Consider the following 18510-nt stretch of genomic DNA (forward strand, 5'->3'; position numbering starts at 1 on the left):
TTAGAATACTTAAAACACCTTACTATGAAATTTTATTTATATTTCTTTGGTAAGGTGCTTTTATTTTTTTACTACAAATTTATAACCAATTCCCCAAACTGTCTGAACATATTCACCAACCTCTGCTCCCAACTTATTTCTTACTGCTTTAATATGGGTATCTACTGTTCTAATCCCGCCATAATAATCATATTCCCAGACAAGCTCCAGTAGTTTTTCTCGACTAAAAACAGTTTTAGGAGATGAAGCCATCTGCCATAACAAATCAAATTCTTTAGGCGCTAAAGAAATTTCTTCCCCCTTAACTTTAACCATTCTCTGTTCTTTATTAATGATCAAACCTGGAAATTTTAACTCTTCCTGCTCCTGACCATTATTTATTCGCTCTAAAACCTTTTTTGCCCTGAGCACAACCTCTTTTGGACTGAAAGGTTTGGTGACATAGTCATCCGCTCCTAATTCCAGGCCTTTAATTCGATCATTTTCTCGATTTTTAGCACTCAAGATAATTATCGGGATATCATTATGTGGCTTCAGCTCTCTGCAGATATCTAAGCCATTTTTTTCAGGCAGCATTAGATCTAAAATGATAAGATCTGGTGTTAAATCATTAATCTTTTTTAAACCTTCTTTACCATCATGGGCCTCAAAAACCTCAAAATTTTCATAGTTAAAGTAATCTCTTAATATCTTACAAATTTGTAGATCATCATCTATAATTAAAACTTTTTTCTTTTCCATAAAACTCCACCACCTTAGTAAATAATTTATCAAATTAATGTGATGAAAATATGATGAAATCAAAGATATAATTTAATTATTATATTTAGGGATAGTAAAGCTAAAGTTTGAACCTTCGCCTTTACTACTTTCAACAAAAATTTCACCATTATGCTCATTTACAATCTGTTTTACAATGGCTAATCCCAAGCCACTACTTCTTTCCCCAGGAGTTCGGGCTTTATCAACTTTATAAAATCTCTCCCAAATATTCTTTTGTTCTGATTTTGCAATTCCAATTCCATTATCCTCAACTGAAATTATAATTTCATCAGCAGTACTTTCTGCCTTTAATTTTATAGTCCCATCAACTGCGGAGTATTTAACACTATTACTTAACAAATTAATTAAGACCTGCCTTATTTTTTCCTGATTGGCATATATGGATAGCTCTTCCTCCAACTCTATTTCCAGGTTTTGTCTTTCTTTTTTTATGTTATTAAAAAAGATCCTTAAATTTTCAAAAATGTCATTAATCTTTAACTTTTCTTTGTTTAATTCAATACCACCAGTATCAATTTCAGCCAGAGTCAGAGTTTCATCTATCAAATGAGATAAACTATTACTTTCCTTTAAAATCATCTTTAAATATTCCTTTTTTTCTGCTTCATCATCTATAATATCATCAAGTAAAATTTCAACTGAACCTCTAATTGAAGAAAGCGGACTTTTTAGCTCATGTGAAACATTAGCTACAAACTCTTTCTGCAGCTGCTCGAAACGATAGCGCTCACTTATATCATGAAAAATTGCAACTCCACCCCAAAAATCTCCATTTTCCAGTCTAATCGAGGTGAAATGAACCAGATAATGCTGATTAGTATCCTCTTTTTTAATAATAATCTGCTGTGCATCAAAATCTCTCTGCTCTATTATTTGTTCAAAGATATTAACTACTTTTGGATATAATCTTATATGACTAATTTTTTTACCTCTGAGTCCATTTTTGAAATTAAATAACTCAGCGGCAGACTCATTAGAAAGTATAATTTCACCTGAACTATTGACTGCAATAATACCCTCTTCCATGCCAGAGAGAACATATTTTAACTTATTTTTTTCTTCAGCCAGACTTTGAATTGTCTTCTTTAATTTTTCCGACATCAAATTAATACTTTCCGTTAGAATATTAATTTCTTTACTTGCTCTTTTCTCTTCGATTCTTACTTTTTTTCCATATTCTCCGCGGCTTATTTTTGCCGCAACAAGCCCCATATTATGCAGGGGATTTGCAAGAGATTTAGAAAAATAATATGAAATAAAGAGAATGAAAACTAGAGCAAACAATGATATGTAAAACATTATCCTCACTATATGTGTTATAATTGAATTAATTTCTTCAATCGGAGAAAAAACTAATAAAGCAGCAATTACCTCTCCCTGATACTTAACCGGCATTCCAACAAAAAGCATTGTTGGTTCAAAATCATCAGTATTAACCTCTCTAGAAATTGTGTTTCCAGCAAAAATTGTCTCATAACCAGAAAAAGTCCTCTCCTCATCAAAGGAATAAGGATAACTAAATTCTAAGACCCCTTCTTCATTAATTAGCCAGGCATGTCCTTCATTTAATTCACCTATTATACTTAACCAATTTACAATTTCCTGCTTATTAGACTCTGCTTTAGAACTAGCTAAATAATCAATTACAGCCGAGCTGTTTTTGTGAATCTGGCTTTCTTTTTGGTCGATAAAAAAAGTTTTAAAATAAGTAATTACCGAAAAGCCAAAAATCATAATTATGATCATGGTAATAACTAGAAATCTAAATATTAGCTTTGTAAAAAAAGTGTTTTTTTCTATATTAAATTTCATATATTATTCACCTTAAATTGGGAATTATTAGTTCCTGCCCTTTATAGATTAAACTCCTATTTTTGAGTGCGTTTGCATCCATAATTTCTTCGACTGTGGTTGAAAATTTTTGCGCAATTAAATAAAGGTAGTCTCCCGCTCTGACTTGATAAAGATAGTTTCCGTTCTTTTTCCTTACAGGAATAATTCTGTTCATCTGAATTTCCTCTACAATTTCCTGCTGCTGCAGATAATCTATAAACATTTGATCAAGTCGACCAGCATTTCTTATTTTTTCAGCCTCTTTAAACTCTTCATAGCCATCTCCTCCATCTGCCAGCGAATCATTTGTTGCCATTAAATAGTATTTATCATCTTTAATTTCTTCATAATTTATAGAAGCTCTTAAAATTTCATTTTCTCCATTACCAACTTCAGCAAAAATAAGCTTTATTCCACTTAGTTGAGGAAAAAAGCTAGCTGTGTCAGGATATTTAGAAACCCCATGTTTAAGAGCCTTAAGCAATTCTGCTCCTCTTATTTTTTTAATAATAACTTCATCTTTAGCCGGAAGAGCTTCTCTCACATTTCTAATATTGATTAAACCCTTATTAATTGAAGAATTTATTGTTCTACTGTTGATGACTGCAAGATGTACTTTAGCTTGATTTAAAACTGCATCAGTAATTAAGTTACCTAGATTACTTTCCCTACTTCTTATCTGATCTTCTTCTCCATTTAAAAAGACAACAGTACTGCCAATGATTATATCTTTTTCTATTTCACTCTTTTTTTCTATTTCCTCTTTGAGCTCCATAATTTGTTCATCATTTTCTAAATTTATAGCTTGGTCATTTAATTCTATTTTCCCTTCAGCTGCTGATATTGATACACTTAATATCATTAATATTATTAATGATAGAAAAATAAAAATTAATTGTTTTTTCATAACTGCTGTCCCCTCCATTTAAAAACCATTCTACTATAATACTATATTATTCTTAGATTTTCGTCAATCTAAAGCATTCAATTCCAAAGTTAAACTCTTAAATAATAATTCAAACTATGCTCATACTTTCATTAAATTCTACTGTTATTATAATAGATGCAGGGGGTGATAAAAGAAGTACAGCATCACATGCACTTTTAAATAATAAGTTAAGAAAAATAATAATCTACTCATTTAAACACTAATTTAAAATGAAAGGATGATAATTATGAATAACAGAAGTAAAATAGTAACTTTTGGATTAATCGTACTAATTATCTTTACAGGAGTTATTTATGCTCAAAGCCAAAAAGATGTTGAAAATAAGGATGACAAATTTGAAATAACAGAAAATCGAAAAGAAGAAAATTTTGAAGATCAAAAGATTGATAATAGTGAAGAATACAATGAAAGTGAATTAAAAACCGAAAGTGATATCAACACAGAATTAATAAGTGAAGAAAATATAGAAGTTAATAACGCCAAAAACAAAAGTTCAGAAACTGAAGTTGGTAGCCAAAATAATTTTGACCTTAATTCTAAGCCAGCTGCTGGAATGATTAATTTAGAAGAGTTAATGGCAGTCCATCCTAAGACCAGAAAGCTCCATAATGAATATATAGCAGAAAAAGAAAAGCTGCAGGCTGAAGAAAATTCAGCAGAAAACATTGAAAATTTAAAAGATAATTATAGTACTTTAGTTGTGGAAAAAACTAAATCAGACTTAATAAAATTTGCTAAAAAAGAAGATCTAAATCTGCTACTTGTTAACGACAAAGTTGTTTTTGGATCTAAAACAGAATACCAGGACTTAACTGAAGTTAATAATCAAACTGATAGCTTTAAAAAATTTCTAAATAAATAACTTTCACCTCATACCTCATAAAGGCCCTGTCTTAAAAGCTAAACCCAAAGCTTTTAGGGTAGGGCTATTAATATTTCATCTCTTTTTGCCGTCTCAAGATAATAATTTCTAGACAGATTCCTTTAAAGTAATAGATAACTTGTAAATTATTCCTATATCAAATATAATAGATATAATCTTGTTCTAATAATTTGCTATTATCTTTTTCTAAAATTATTTTAAAGGAGCTAAACAAATATGGACATCAAAAAGATTTTTACAGGACGCTGGCAGGTTGCTGTTTTAGCGATTACCGCCTGCTTTCTCTGGGGATCTGCCTTTCCTTCATTAAAAATAAGCTACGCCGAAATTATGCCGCTTAATGTTAATGCCTATGATAGAATGTTTTTTGCATCTTTAAGGTTTTTTATTGCTTCCTTAATGCTGTTCTCTATTATTTTAATCAATGGACAGAGTCGAAATTTATTTAAAATCAAAAAATATTTTTTTCCATTATTAATCTTAGGCTCGATGCAGACCAGTCTGCAGTATTTTTTCTTTTATAATGGACTTGCTAACACCACAGGTGTCAAAAGCTCGATCATCAGCACCAGCGGTATTTTCATGACAGTCATAGCATCACATTTTGTTTATAAAAATGATAAATTAAATTCCAAAAAAAGTTTAGGAATTATGTTTGGGTTTTTAGGAGTCCTTTTTGTAAATCTAAATCGTGGAGAATTAAACACTGCTTTCCTCTTTACAGGTGAGGGATTTTTGATAATCTCAGCAGCAATTTCTGCGGGAGCCAGTTTCTTAGCTAAAAAATTAACTGGAACTCTAAATGCTCTTATAGTAACAGCCTGGCAGATGTTTATGGGCTCTCTTCTTTTATTTACTGCAGCTTCAACTGGAAGCAGTTTCAAAAGACTAAGTTTTAGTCCAATAACCGTAGTCTTATTATTTTATCTTGCCTTTATTTCGGCTGCTGCCTTTGCCTTATGGTATACCTTAATTAAATATAATAACTTAGGCTTTGTCACAATTTATAAATTTATGGTACCTGTCAGCGGAGTTTTTCTCTCATCCATCTTACTCCCGGGTGAAAGAATTAATCTTATTATAGTTGCTTCAATGCTGTTGGTTTCTTTAGGAATTATTGTTATAAATTATCAACCAGGATTGAAAAAAAGACAGTTCAATTAAGAACTGTCTTCTTTCTATAAAATTAATATTATTAAACTTTGAACAACATTTAAGATTAATAAATTAAGCTAAAACCTTATTTAAATTTTCAGAACTATAATCTTCAATTATTAAATCAGCTTTAGAGAAATCCTGGCTTTCATCTTGAGCTCGATTAAAGGCAACAACTCTTGCTCCCGCCTGATGGGCACCATTGACACCATTTTCTGAGTCCTCAATCACCAGACACTCTTCAGCCTTAACCCCTAGTTTGTCAGCTGCTTTAAGAAAAATATCAGGTGCTGGTTTACCATTTTCAATCGAATTTCCATCTACATAACCTTCCATATATCTTCCAAGTCCAAAACGCTGATAAATAAATTCAATCACTGGAGCAAAAGAGGAAGAAGCAATTATCATCTGATAACCATGTTCCTTAAAAAATTGGAACCAGTGCTCAACATCGGGCATTAATTCCAGATCATCTGCCTCCTCTAATCCCTGATAATATCGGTGAATATGCTCTTCCATAAAATCCTCTATCTTATAATGTGAAAACTCCTCTTTAACCGGATGACGTTCCAAAATATCGGTCCAAATATCTCTCATATTTGCTCCCAAATGACGATTATAATCTTCCTGAGTTAAATCAAAGCCATACTTCTCATAAATTTCAGCATTTACCTGATCATAAATTGGTTCTGAATCAACAATAGTTCCATCCATATCAAAAATTACCGCTTTAATCATTAATATTATCACCCATCATTTAAAGTTTATAAGTACAGCTAACGTTTACAGAACCAAAATTTGATTCTGTAAACGGAAGGTACAAGGTACACGATTATTTACATTACAAAGCCGGCTGCTAGATAAAGCACAAGTGCTAACACACCATTTGCAAGAGCATAAGGCAGCTGTGTATTTACATGGTCAATATGATCTGAAGCAGAGGCCATTGAAGAAATAATTGTAGTATCAGAGATTGGTGAGCAGTGATCTCCCATAATTCCACCTGAAACTACAGCTCCAATTGTTGGATAAAGTGGTGCCCCCATAGCTACTGCCATCTGAATACCAATTGGCATCATAATACCAAAGGTTCCCCAGCTAGTTCCGGTTGCAAAAGCCATTAAAGAAGCCATAATAAAGACAATTGCAGGGCCAAAGGCTCCACTGACTCTTCCCTCAACTAAAGATGCCATGTATTCTCCTGTTTCTAAATAGCCAATTACATTTCCGATAGCAAAGGCTGTAATTAAAAGGATAGCAACAGGTACTATAGCACCTATGCCCTGATAAACATAATCAATATATTCTTTTAAACTCATAATTCCAGTTAAAACATATAAGAAACCGGCAAAGGTTACAGCTGTAATTACAGCCCAAAAGACTGAAGTAGAACCTGAACCCTGTAGAATATTTCCCTCACCTGTTATGTAAAGGCTGATCGGCATCATCGAAATCAAAACTACAATCGGCAGAATCATATTCCACATATTTGGAGTAACTCCCTCTTTTGGAGGTGTAGCTGTTGCCTCTTCCGAAACCATCGGTGTTGCTCCTTTTCTTAAAAGCAGGCCCTCTTCTGAAGCTCTTTTTTCAGCCTTTGCCATTGGACCCCAGTCATTACCTGTCATGATATAATAACCTACAGCTATAACAGCAATGATTGAATAAAATTGAAAGGGTAAAGATTTAGCTAAAAGTTCAGCTGCAGTACCTTCAACAACTCCATTAGCAATTTGGACGCCAATCACTCCCATCAGCATTGCTCCCCAACCGTTTAGTGGTATTAAACCACAGACCGGTGCTGAAGTCGAATCACAAACATAAGCAAGCTTTTCGCGCGAAACATTATATTTATCTGTCAATGGTCTGGCAACTGTACCAGCAACTAAGGACGTTATTGATGACTCGATAAAAATAACAAGTCCAGTAATATAGGCTAAAAGCAGTGCACCTCTTTTATCCTTAACCACATCTCTTTTTTTGGTTAAATATTCAATAAAGCCCTGAACACCACCTGAAGCAGAAATTACTGTGATTAATCCTCCAACCATAAATGAGAAAATAATAGTTTTAGTAATCCAGGCCTCAGAAAAAATTGCCACAATTTCATTTAAAGTCATATTAACCGAAGCAAAAAATGACCAATCCTGTAAAATCATTGTTCCTGAAAAAATACCTAAAATAAGTGAAATAAAAACCTGTTTAGTAGTTAATGCAAGTAAAATTGCAATTAACGGTGGTAAAATACTTAAAATTCCATATTCCATCTACTTTGCTCCTCCCTTAATTTACGGCAGAGATTACCCTCCCGTATTTTGTCGAAATATACTCACTGTTTATTATTATAGCATATATTTTTTAAAAATAATAATTAAATTAAAGTAATTTACTTAAGTTATTTTCTGCCAGCCAAAATTTTTAAATCAAACCGGTAAACTGCCACCAAAAATATTCGAAAACAACAGTTATTAAAGACACCGCTGTTAGCGGAATTCCAAGCTTGATTACACTTTTTTCACTATAGCCACCATTCTCTTTACCCATTCCTACCAAAATGTTTAAATGATGAAAAGGTAAAATATAATGGGTACCAATTGCTGTGTAAACAAATAAAGCGGGAACTAAAGGATTTAAAGCAAACTGTTCAGCAAAAATTATAAAAGCTGGAATTGCAATTCCCATTACAGACATCACACTACCTAAAAACATATGTAAAAACATTGAAATTAGGGCAGTCATCAAAGCAAAATATAAAATATTAGAAGGAGCTTCTGCCGGCAGTACAGATGCAGCCAGCCAGTTATTCATTCCTGTTATAGAACCAACTTTACTGATGGCCACTGCTGCATTCAAAAAGATCAGAACTTTAACCGGAACCTGATTCCAATCCTCTTTTTGTAAAACATCTCCAACCAGCGGCAGGCTCATCATCACAGCAATTGTCAAGGTCACCCATCCCAGCTCGATTCCATGAATGGAATCAGTCATCCAGAGTAATACAGCAATTGTCAGCCAAAAAATAGTTTTCTTCTCTTCAGCAGATAGGCTGCCTAATTGAATAATTTTCTTTTTAATTTCCTTTTTGTCAACACTTATTTCTGCTTCCGCTTTGAATAATTTAAGGATTAAAAATAAGGTTAAAAATGAAGCTACAACTGAAGGAACTCCCATGTAAAGCAGCCAGCCACCCCAACTTAGGTTGACACCTGCAAATTCGAGAGTCATAATGTTAAGGGAACTTTGCCCTGTTAAAAAGATCATCGAAACTGGAATTGCAGCAGCAAAAACTGTTAAACCAATTTTAGAGGCATCCCTACTGTTAATACCTGCATTTTTGATGACTACAGACATAACTGACATAATAATAAAACATCTAGGCCAGGGATGTGGAATTATTAAACTTAAAACAAATGTTAAAGCAAAAATAGAATATATTATCGATTTATATGAATCTACAAATCTAATAATAAATTTATAGGCAATTCTTTCACCCAAACCTGAACTCTCTACTGCAGCAGCTATTAAATAAGCGCCAATTACAAGATAGATAGTCTGTGAAGTCCAGAGTGATAAAACCTCTGCTGCTGGAGCCAGATCGAAAATCAAAAGTAACATTAAAAATAAAGAGGCAATATAAGCAGAATCAGCTACCTTGGCTGACCAAAAAATAACTGTCATCAGCGTTAGGGAAAACATTTTCCGTCCAGCTAAAGAAAGATTTAGAATCTTAAGATTCCAAATAACTAAGGCTACTATTATCCCTGTTATTAAAAAAATCTTCTTTTTATTTTTAATTTGAATCACCTTCATTATTAATTTTTATCTTTTTACCATTATCTGAACTAGATTGATAAGCATATTCCATTATTTTTTGAACCTGATATCCATCTTCAAATTTTGGGACACTTTGATTTAATTTATTATTAAAAATAGAATCTAAAAAGAAGACAAGACTTACTAAATGAAGATCAACCATCATCCCCTGAGATAACTTAGAGCTCGGATGTATTTTAAGCAATTTTGATAAAAATTGATCTCCTGTAATCATATCTTCAGTTATTTCAATTTCTTTAGGTGTTTGATCAAATAATTTAGGCTTAGCTATCTGCTCAGAATCAATATGGATTGCTCCTCGATCACCAAAAATATGGAACCTAAACCCTTCATTACCAGGTGAAACTCTTGAAACTTCTAATGTTCCCTTAGCTCCAGAAGCAAAATCAAGCATCAACATTGCCCAATCATCAACATCTACTTTTTTTAAACTACGCTGTGCAATTTTTCTTTTTTTGATGAAAGTTTTAGTCCAGGCACTTAAATTTTCAATTTCACCGATTAAAAATCTGCTCAAATCTATCATATGGCTTCCCAGATCTACTAGAGCCCCTCCACCAGAACTTTCCTTTTTAAGACGCCAGCTTATCGGAACCTCAGGATTTAAATATCGTGAATGATAATATTCTATCTTGGCAAATTGAATATCCCCAATCACCTTATTTTTCAGGAGGGCATGAGTATAGGCTACTGATGGAGCAAAGCGATAAACAAATCCCATTTGATGCCTAATATCTCTCTTTTTTATTGCTTCCATGATCTCTGCTGCTTCTTCTAAATTTAAGGCCAGAGGTTTTTCGCAATAAATATGTTTACCAGCTGCTGCAGCTTTTATAATTTGTTCAGCGTGCATGAAATTGGGTGTGCATAAATCAACCATGTCTACTTCATTTTCTAATAATTTATTAAAATCATCTACTACCTGGTCAAAACCTATTGATTGGGCCAACTCTCTGTTTTTATTTGGATGAGTTGTAGCTAAAGTATCCAGATTTATTTTTAATTCTACGGGAAGCTCAAGCAGTTCTAGATTTTTTAATCCCATTAGATGAGTTTTTGCAATTCCTCCTAAACCACTTAAAGCATAATTGATTTTTTTCATTTAATTTGCACCTTCTTTTAACTATTTTTTAAATCTCTAGAACATTGTGCTTATCTTTTATTTTCTATTTAAAAGCTGTTAGTCCTTTATTTTAAACTAAATATTTCAAATTTAAAGTCCTTTATTAAAGGTTATTGTAATCAATTTACATTTAATTACTACTGACTGTCTGGTATAATAGTCTTTAGTAATGAATATAAACTTAGATAAAAACTATTAGAGGAGGTATTTTGATGCCTTATTTAGCTGATGAAAATCGTTATGAGAAGATGCAGTACAACTATACCGGTGATAGCGGTTTAAAACTGCCGAAAATTTCCTTAGGATTGTGGCACAATTTTGGTGGAGTTGACACTTTAGAAAATGCTAGAAAAATGCTGCGCAAAGCTTTTGATTTAGGAATTACTCACTTTGACCTTGCAAATAATTATGGTCCACCTGCTGGTTCTGCTGAAGAAACTATGGGGATTTTAATGGAAAAAGATTTTAGACCCTATCGAGACCAGCTTGTTATTTCTTCTAAAGCAGGTTACTACATGTGGCCAGGACCTTATGGAGAGTGGGGCTCCCGTAAATACTTAATCTCAAGTCTTGACCAGAGCTTAGAGCGAATGGGACTTGATTATGTAGATATCTTTTATCATCACCGTCCAGATCCAGATACACCTTTAGAGGAAACTATTGGTGCTTTAAAACAAATTCAGGATCAGGGAAAAGCTCTTTACGTTGGTATTTCAAATTATAATGCTGAACAGACTAAAAAAGCAGCAGAAGTTGCTGAAAATATGGGAGTTAAGCTGCTCTTGAACCAGTACAACTATTCTATTTTTGATCGCTGGTCAGAAGAGGATAATCTTTTAGAAAATCTTGCAGATGCCGGAATGGGATCAATTATTTACTCACCACTGGCACAGGGCTTATTAACTGATAAGTATCTGGGGGGAATACCTGCAGATTCTAGAGCTGCCAAAGAAAGCGGCTTCCTTAAAAAAGACAGTATTACAGAAAAAAAGTTAGATAAAATAAGAAAGTTAAATGATATGGCTTCTGATCGAGGCCAAAGCCTATCTCAAATGGCTCTAGCCTGGGTTTTAGATCAGGGAGTTACTTCTGTTCTTGTCGGTGCCAGCAAAGTTGATCAGATTGTTGAAAATGTTGGAAGCTTAAAAAATACTGAGTTTACTAATGATGAACTGGCTGCTATTGAAGCAATTGTGGCTAAGTAATGATTTGGTAAATATTTGCTGCGTAACAGGTGCGAAGCATATTTTTGGAAATTAATTAAGACATCAGAAAAAGGCTAAGCCCTATATTTAGGGTTTTAGCCTTTTAAATTTATAGTCCTCATTATTTGCTCAGCTAACTTTGCTATAAGTTCAGGACTTTCTGCAATAATTTCTGCTAGACTTGCTGGTCGATCAATAATTGAAAAATATGAATTAATTCCATGATCTAAAATTTTTTCTACACCTGTACCAAGAGTACCGGCGACTGCTATAACAGGAATATTTTTTTTAGCAGCACTTCTCGAAACTCCAATCGGTGTTTTACCATAAATGGTCTGACCATCCAGCATTCCCTCTCCAGTTATCACCAGGTCAACATCTTCCAGTTTTTCGTCAAATTTAATAAAATCTAAAATAATATCTATTCCAGCTCTAAGTTCAGCATTTAAAAAAGCCACCAGACCAGCACCTAATCCTCCTGCTGCACCTGCTCCAGCAATTTTATCTGTATTTATATTTAACTCATCAATAGACTTTTGATTAAAATGTCTTAAATTTTGATCAAGTATTTCAACTGTCTCTTGATCTGCACCTTTTTGAGGAGCATAAACATAGGCAGCTCCATTTTCACCATAAAGTGGATTATCAACATCACAGGCAGCTACTATTTCAACTTCTTTCAGCCGTGCATCCAGTTTATCTAAATTAATCTTTTCAATTTGATCTAAGTTGCCACCACCAAATCCAATCTGTTCTCCATCAGCATCTAAAATTTCTGCCCCTAAGGCCTGAGCCATCCCCACTCCAGCATCATTAGTTGCACTACCACCAATACCAACAATAATTTTCTCTACTCCCCTAGATAAAGCTGAAGCAATCAATTCTCCAGTTCCATAAGTCGTTGTGAGCAGAGGATTCCTTTTATTTTCTGGTACTAAAGGCAACCCGGAAGCTGCTGCCATTTCAATTACTGCTGTTTTCCCATCACCTAAAAGTCCATAAAAAGCATTAACTTCTTCACCTAAAGGACCAGTAACTAATTCTTCAATAATTTTTCCATCTGTTGCATCAACTAAAGATTGAACTGTTCCTTCACCACCATCGGCCATCGGCAGCAATTCTACATCTGTTTTTGAATCATAATTATGTATGCCTCTTTTAATATTTTCTGCAGCTTCCATTGCCGTTAGAGAACCTTTGAATGAGTCAGGTGCCACTAATATTTTCAATTTAAATCCCTCCAAACAAAGTTATTTTTAAATCACTAGTTAATTTTCTACCTTAAAATTTTTTAACAGCGCTTTGTTTTCATCTCATCAGATTTAATTAAAGCATATTCTGTGGCTAAAGAACCGAATATTTCTGTGAAAATTGAGGTAAATAAAATAACATTTAAGATTAACATTGAAATACTTGCAACATTTCCTCCAATATGGACAAAGTCTTTTTGAATGATAAAGGCTAAATCAATTGTGATTCCGATTTGTGGTATTAAACCAAAGCCTATGTAGTCTTCAACATGTTTAGGGGCTGAAGAAAGCTTTGCACCTAAATGAGCTCCCCCAACTTTCCCAATCATTCTCATAGCTGTGTAAGCAAAGGCTACAATTAAAAAGCTTGTATTGAATAAATTGCTGATATCCAATTTAGTTCCCGCTAAAATGAAGAAAGTTGCCAGTAAAGGAACCGTTAGGACATCAATCTTATCTGAAACATCCAGACGCCGCTTAGGAATGTTTCGATACACAAAACCTAAAGTTAAGTTTGCAAACAAAGGTGAAATATGTAAGAATACAGCAGCTGCACTCGTTCCAATAATAGTTGCCAAAATAAGTAATATTTTTCTGCTTTCAGAACTGCATTTGACCATTAAATATTGTGAAATATAGCCAATGATAAAACCTAATAATATGGCAGCAGAAACTCTAAATAATGGTGTCAGCAGCATATTGGTAATTGTCAACTCTACCTCTGGTGATGCTAAAATATAAGATAGTGGCTCCATAAATGAAAATATTAAAAGTGCCAAAAATTCATCTAAAGCCAGCACAACCATCAGAGTTGCTGAGTATTCTCCTGGAATACCATACTCTTTCAGCACCATTACAGTTGCTGCAGGAGCTGTTGCGGTAGCAATTGTTCCAAATAAAATAGCTACAAATAATTCCTTTCCCAATAAAAGCATTATTCCTGAAACCAAAACAAAAGCACCAATTGACTCAAATAAAACTATTAAAGCTAATTCAAACTCTAATTTTTTTAAGATCTTTATGTATAATGAAGTACCAATACCAAATGAAATAAAGGATACTGCCAAAACAGTTATGAAATTTAAAGTATTTAATAAGTAATTATACCAGGCTAAAAACTCTTTTGACAAAAAAGATAAATTTCCGACCACACTCTGACTAAATATAGTTCCTAATAATATGTAACCTACAACACTGGGAATTCTAAACTTATCTGTTATTGTTTTTACAATAAATGCTGCTAAAAATAAAAGTCCTATTAAATAGATTAACTTATGGCTTTTATGATTAAGCATCATCCAATACTGCAGGCCATTTAAATTTTCTAAAACGCCATAGTCTGTAATCACTATCACTCCCTGTTAAATATTTATAAATCTAAAATTTTATCGATTTTAATTATATATCAATATCTATTTTAAAACAACCATAAATTGTTCCAAGACCATGGAATTAAATTTTTAATTCACTCTATTTATTACTTTTCCATTTAAAAAAGATCTAATATTTTCAGAAACAATGTTCAGCAGAGATTTTCGCGATTCTTTAGTTGCCCAGGCATTATGAGGAGTTATAATTGTATTTTCTAAATGCAAAAGCGGATTAGAATCTGCAGGTGGCTCAGAATTTAGCACATCAAGAGCAGCCGTTTGAACTTTACCTGATTTTAAAGCTGATACTAAATCTTCCTCGACAATTAACCCACCTCTGGCTGTATTAATAATGATTACACCTTTTTTCATCTGAGAAATACTTTTTTTATTAATTATTCCTGCAGTTTCTTCAGTCAGAGGACAGTGCAGACTAATAATATCTGCTTGAGCATAAAGATCACTTAAACTTAGAAATTCTATATTGTCAGTTGCTATCTCTGGGTTATTAATCTTTTTCTCAGGGATGCGGTCATAGGCAATTACTTTCATGCCAAAGGCCTGGGCCAGCTCAACAGTTCGCTGCCCAATATTGCCAAAACCAATAATGGCCAAAGTCCTATTTTTCAGCTCGATTAAAGGATAATTCCAAAAACAAAAGTCCGGTGATTGGCTCCATTTCTTTTCTTTAACTGCTCGATTGTGCTCTCCAATGTGAAGTGCGGCTTCTAAAATTAAAGCCAGAGTAAATTGAGCCACTGCATTTGTGCTGTAATCAGGGGCATTAGTTACTATCACATTATTTTCTGCTGCAGCTCCAATATCAACTACATTGTACCCGGTTGCTAAAATACCGATATACTTCAAATCAGGTAAGGCCTCTATAGTTTTTCTTTGAAGCTGTGTTTTATTTGTTAATAAAATATCTGCTCCCTCTGCTCTCGCCAAAACCTTATCCTCCGGAGTCCGATCATATACCTCTAACTCTCCAAATTCTCTTATCTTATCCCAGCTTAAATCACCAGGATTGACCGCATAACCATCTAATACCACAATTTTCATTTATACTGACCTCCAAATATTATACTATTGAAAAAAGCTTAAATGCCTTTTGATGAAGGTTCTAAGCTTAAAATTTGAACTCCTGTATCTTTAACAATTACAGACTATTAATTTTCTCCCAAATTTTCTCTTCAACCGGAATTCCTTTTTCCTGATTTTCCAGCCTTCTCAAATATGTTCCTTCTCCTGGATAGCGAGGTTTTTTCTTCGGATCAACTCTTTCAGCAGAATGAATCGAATCTATAGTCTCTTCAATTCTATTTTCTTCAATTTTTCCATCCATATCAAAAACTAAGAAAAGCTGAGAAAGAGCATATTCTCTTTCCTTTTCGCCGATCAAAAAAGTATTTAAGCCATTGGATAAAAGGGCAGCAAATAAATCGAGCATTATTGAAAGACCTGAACCCTTCCAGTAGCCTGCTGGTATTGGACGCATCGCATCTAAAATCTCTTGAGGATTGGATGTTAATTCCCCTTCTTCATTGTAGCCTCCAGGATAAGGTAATTCGTCTCCGCTTAATGAATATTTTTCTAAAGTTCCATAAGCATATTGCGATACTGCCATATCCAAAACTAAATGCTTTTCCTGATAGGGAATTGCCATAATCAGAGGGTTATTCCCGATTTTAGCTTCAGAAGCACCCCAGGGAGGTAGATTGGGTAATGTGTTGGTAAAACAAATTGCACCACAACCGGCTTCAGCTGCCTGCCAGCCAAAAGCCCCACCCCGCATCCAGTGGTTGGTATTTCTTAAAGCCATCACCGCTATCCCCTCTTTTTTAGCCTTTGTTATAGCTTTTTCCATTATAGTTTGGGCATTAAGATTTCCCGGGCCCAGTTTACCATCGTAAATCTCAATATTACCGTTTTCTCCTACTTTTTCTGGCTCAGCTTCAATGTCAATATACCCCTGATCGACCATTTCTATAAAACGCGGAAATCTATTGATCCCGTGTGACTGAAATCCATCCAAACTGCTGTCTGCAAAGTTTTTAGCTGCTCTTGCAGCTTTTTCTTGATTGAAACCTCTATCTAAAAGAACTTCTTCAAATTTGTCATATAATTTTTGATATTTAATTCTCATCTACTTCCTCCTTGATATTTTTTTGACATGAAAATATGACTGCTGTCTGGGATCCCTGAGTAGAGAGAATCCCATTCACCAGTCTTTCAACTTTCTTTATATTTACTCGATCCATAAAACCCTCTCTAACTATAATTAATCTGTATTTTAGTTTGATTTTTATTAAATAAATTTGCTCTCACTAAATATTATTCTATTTAAGAGAGGGCCTTCCTGCTTTTAAGCTACATAATTTTTAAAAAATTATTATCGCTGGAGCAGACAAATTTTCTAATACCTTCACTGCAGTTCATCTCTGTCTTCATTAAAAATTATATTTAAAATTAAATATTCATATTTTTCTACCATTCTATCAATCATTTTTGACCGCTCCTTTCCTCAATTGCTTTTATCTAGCTTAAGCATATTGAATTAGCGGACGTTTTACAATGTTTTTTAAACATATATGTCTGGATACAGGAATTATAATTACAAAAAGAAAAACAGCCTCCAAATTTTTCAAAGGCTGTTAAATAAAATATTTATTATTTTCGACTCATCATAAAAATTATACTTTATTTATAAACTCTTATTCTTTCATCTAAGGGTTCAAATTCTTTTTCATCTGGTTCTTCCACTGGATTACCAAAAGGCATTTGAGCCACAAAACGCCATTTCTCCGGCACATCCCATTCTGCTTTTACATCTTCTTCTATCAGCTCAGTATAATGCTGAAGTGATGCACCTAACCCTTCATTTTCCAACATTGTCCAGACATTATACTGCAGCATTCCACTTGAATGTTGAGACCACTTGGGGAAATTATCGCTGTAGAGGGGAAACTGCTGCTGCAGATTTTCTACTATTTCCTTATCTTCGTAGAAAAGAACAGTTCCATAACCACTGCGAAACCCATCAATTTTTTCTTTGGTTGAATCAAATTGTTCTTCCGGTACAACAGGTCTCAAGTTTGATTCAACTATATTCCAAAACTTATTGTGCTGATCATCAAAGAGTAAAATTACTCTTCCTGTCTGTGAATTAAAAGAGGTCGGAGTGTATTTAACTGCATGCTCAACAACCTTTTCTACCTTTTCTTCTGGAACTATTTTCTGATCATCTATATTATAGTAACTTCTTCTTTCCTCAGTTGCCTGATAAATATCTTTTGTCATTTTTTAAAACCTCCATTTATGATATGTAAAAACCCCAGCTGCGGAGGCCAGGGCTTTTAGAATATATTGGAATAAGATTGATTGTTTAATTAACTTTTTTAATTCCACTGGCTACTTTAGCTACTCTTTTAGCTAGCCTACCTGCCATATTTAAGTCACCTTCTGTTGGAAACTTACTGCCATCACTTCCAGCAAGTGTTGATGGGCCATAAGGTGAACCACCGTGATAACTATCTTCACTAATCTCAGGATTCTGTCCGTAAGTTGAACCAACAAAAATCATCCCAAAGTGAAGCAGAGGTATCATTGATGATAAAATTGTGCTTTCCTGACCCCCATGTACTGTATTAGAACTAGTCATAATACCAGTAGCTTTATCTTCCAATTTTCCTTCTGCCCATAATCCTCCAGCTGTATCAATAAATTGTTTTACCTGTGCAGGCATATTACCAAAGCGGGTTGGGATACCCCAAACTATTCCGTCAGCCCATTCTAAATCAGCTAGGGTTACTTCCTCTATATCTGACTGAGCTTTTTGTGCAACCTGATAAGCTTCTTGACCTGACATTGCTTTTTTAGCAGCTTCTAATTCGGGAATCTTTCTTAATTTAACTTCATAATTTTCATTCTCCGCTGCTGCATTTCTTGCTTCTTTAGCCATCTCAAACATGTGACCATAAGAACTGTAATATGTGATTAATAATTTAGTCATTAATAAAACCTCCTGAATATTATATTCATCTCAATTTAAATATATCTTAATTAAATTCCGAGCTAATAACCATGAATTAATTTCAAAAAAATTTATATAAATTATCCCTGAGA

The 18510-nt window shown here is 33.7% G+C and carries 17 protein-coding genes; 3 read left to right on the top strand and 14 right to left on the bottom strand.

What is annotated here, in order from left to right; translation table 11 throughout:
* Positions 1-60 precede the first annotated feature (60 nt).
* The 3 genes from ACZ446_RS12250 to ACZ446_RS12260 form a co-directional block, all read right to left on the bottom strand.
* A complete protein-coding gene (locus ACZ446_RS12250; RefSeq protein WP_464392836.1) occupies positions 61-741 on the bottom strand; it encodes a response regulator transcription factor in 681 nt (226 codons plus the stop codon).
* Between the two features lie 72 nt (positions 742-813).
* A complete protein-coding gene (locus ACZ446_RS12255) occupies positions 814-2595 on the bottom strand; it encodes a sensor histidine kinase (RefSeq protein ID WP_464392837.1) in 1782 nt (593 codons plus the stop codon).
* Positions 2596-2602: 7 nt separating this feature from the next.
* On the bottom strand, positions 2603-3523 hold the full coding sequence (locus ACZ446_RS12260) for a 5'-nucleotidase C-terminal domain-containing protein (RefSeq protein ID WP_464392838.1): 921 nt from the start codon (positions 3521-3523) through the stop codon (positions 2603-2605).
* A 268-nt stretch (positions 3524-3791) separates the two neighbouring features.
* Between ACZ446_RS12260 and ACZ446_RS12265 the strand changes: the two genes are divergently transcribed.
* A complete protein-coding gene (locus ACZ446_RS12265; protein WP_464392839.1) occupies positions 3792-4427 on the top strand; it encodes a hypothetical protein in 636 nt (211 codons plus the stop codon).
* 237 nt (positions 4428-4664) lie between these two features.
* Positions 4665-5612, top strand: a complete 948-nt coding sequence (locus ACZ446_RS12270; RefSeq protein ID WP_464392840.1) for a DMT family transporter — start codon at positions 4665-4667, stop codon at positions 5610-5612.
* Between the two features lie 63 nt (positions 5613-5675).
* Here ACZ446_RS12270 and ACZ446_RS12275 read toward each other — a convergent pair whose 3' ends face one another.
* The 4 genes from ACZ446_RS12275 to ACZ446_RS12290 form a co-directional block, all read right to left on the bottom strand.
* Positions 5676-6341, bottom strand: coding sequence for an HAD family hydrolase (locus ACZ446_RS12275; protein WP_464392841.1), 666 nt, complete (start codon positions 6339-6341; stop codon positions 5676-5678).
* Positions 6342-6439: 98 nt separating this feature from the next.
* On the bottom strand, positions 6440-7870 hold the full coding sequence (locus tag ACZ446_RS12280) for a Na+/H+ antiporter NhaC family protein (RefSeq protein WP_464392842.1): 1431 nt from the start codon (positions 7868-7870) through the stop codon (positions 6440-6442).
* 151 nt (positions 7871-8021) lie between these two features.
* Entirely contained in the window at positions 8022-9413 is a 1392-nt protein-coding gene (locus tag ACZ446_RS12285; protein ID WP_464392843.1) for an SLC13 family permease, read from the bottom strand.
* Positions 9394-10539 (bottom strand): Gfo/Idh/MocA family protein, encoded by a 1146-nt coding sequence (locus tag ACZ446_RS12290; RefSeq protein WP_464392844.1) that lies wholly within the window; start codon positions 10537-10539, stop codon positions 9394-9396. The genes ACZ446_RS12285 and ACZ446_RS12290 overlap by 20 nt, the downstream gene beginning before the upstream one ends.
* A gap of 233 nt (positions 10540-10772) precedes the next feature.
* Between ACZ446_RS12290 and mgrA the strand changes: the two genes are divergently transcribed.
* Positions 10773-11765: an L-glyceraldehyde 3-phosphate reductase gene (gene mgrA, locus ACZ446_RS12295; protein WP_464392845.1), complete on the top strand. Its 993-nt coding sequence runs from the start codon at positions 10773-10775 to the stop codon at positions 11763-11765.
* Between the two features lie 95 nt (positions 11766-11860).
* Here mgrA and ACZ446_RS12300 read toward each other — a convergent pair whose 3' ends face one another.
* The 7 genes from ACZ446_RS12300 to wrbA form a co-directional block, all read right to left on the bottom strand.
* On the bottom strand, positions 11861-12994 hold the full coding sequence (locus ACZ446_RS12300) for a glycerate kinase family protein (RefSeq protein ID WP_464392846.1): 1134 nt from the start codon (positions 12992-12994) through the stop codon (positions 11861-11863).
* A gap of 62 nt (positions 12995-13056) precedes the next feature.
* Positions 13057-14364, bottom strand: a complete 1308-nt coding sequence (locus ACZ446_RS12305) for a cation:proton antiporter (RefSeq protein WP_464392847.1) — start codon at positions 14362-14364, stop codon at positions 13057-13059.
* Positions 14365-14475: 111 nt separating this feature from the next.
* A complete protein-coding gene (locus ACZ446_RS12310; protein ID WP_464392848.1) occupies positions 14476-15447 on the bottom strand; it encodes a D-2-hydroxyacid dehydrogenase in 972 nt (323 codons plus the stop codon).
* Between the two features lie 97 nt (positions 15448-15544).
* A complete protein-coding gene (gene yiaK, locus ACZ446_RS12315) occupies positions 15545-16531 on the bottom strand; it encodes a 3-dehydro-L-gulonate 2-dehydrogenase (RefSeq protein WP_464392849.1) in 987 nt (328 codons plus the stop codon).
* Positions 16521-16646, bottom strand: coding sequence for a hypothetical protein (locus ACZ446_RS12320; RefSeq protein ID WP_464392850.1), 126 nt, complete (start codon positions 16644-16646; stop codon positions 16521-16523). The genes yiaK and ACZ446_RS12320 overlap by 11 nt, the downstream gene beginning before the upstream one ends.
* Before the next feature lie 439 nt (positions 16647-17085).
* Entirely contained in the window at positions 17086-17685 is a 600-nt protein-coding gene (locus ACZ446_RS12325; protein WP_464392851.1) for a nitroreductase family protein, read from the bottom strand.
* Between the two features lie 85 nt (positions 17686-17770).
* Positions 17771-18397, bottom strand: coding sequence for an NAD(P)H:quinone oxidoreductase (gene wrbA / locus ACZ446_RS12330; protein ID WP_464392852.1), 627 nt, complete (start codon positions 18395-18397; stop codon positions 17771-17773).
* Positions 18398-18510: the final 113 nt, after the last annotated feature.

The sequence above is a fragment of the Halanaerobium sehlinense genome, assembly GCF_055379485.1.